Raw genomic sequence first — 814 nt, 5'->3', positions numbered from 1 at the left:
ACCGGTTGTCCGGTGAAGCTGCCGCTTGGAGCACATCCGCCACTTACACTAAAGCCGTTTAAGAATGCTGCAAAAGCCGCGTTAACCGCTGCCTGATCCGCATACGCACAAGCCGAAGCCGAAGCGTTTGCCGGAGCATTGGTGGTTACCGCTGCAGGAGCTGTAATGGTAAAGGTTCTGGTTACCGAACCACTGTAGCATTTATCACTTACATTATACGTTACTGTAGTGGTGCCGCCCTCACACAAGCTTGGTGCTACCGGTTGTCCGGTGAAGCTGCCGCTTGGAGCACATCCGCCACTTACACTAAAGCCGTTTAAGAATGCTGCAAAAGCTGCGTTAACCGCTGCCTGATCCGCATACGCACAAGCCGAAGCCGAAGCGTTTGCCGGAGCATTGGTGGTTACCGCCGCAGGAGCTGTAATGGTAAAGGTTCTGGTTACCGAACCACTGTAGCATTTATCACTTACATTATACGTTACTGTAGTGGTGCCGCCCTCACACAAGCTTGGTGCTACCGGTTGTCCGGTGAAGCTGCCGCTTGGAGCACATCCGCCACTTACACTAAAGCCGTTTAAGAATGCTGCAAAAGCCGCGTTAACCGCTGCCTGATCCGCATACGCACAAGCCGAAGCCGAAGCGTTTGCCGGGGCATTGGTGATTACCGCCGCAGGAGCTGTAATGGTAAAGGTTCTGGTTACCGAACCACTGTAGCATTTATCACTTACATTATAGGTTACTGTAGTGGTGCCGCCCTCACACAAGCTTGGTGCTACCGGTTGTCCGGTGAAGCTGCCGCTTGGAGCACATCCGC

General features: G+C 53.4%; 1 protein-coding gene. It reads right to left on the bottom strand.

All coding sequences use genetic code 11. The features are described from left to right. Nucleotides 1-814, bottom strand: an 814-nt coding sequence (locus QHT84_RS14120; protein ID WP_283240217.1) for a hypothetical protein, incomplete at both ends; no start/stop codon positions are given.

Source organism: Flavobacterium sedimenticola (assembly GCF_030053345.1).
GTDB lineage: Bacteria > Bacteroidota > Bacteroidia > Flavobacteriales > Flavobacteriaceae > Flavobacterium > Flavobacterium sedimenticola.
The sequence above is the reverse complement of the archived record's forward strand: the minus strand, read 5'-3'. Positions and strand labels throughout refer to the sequence as shown.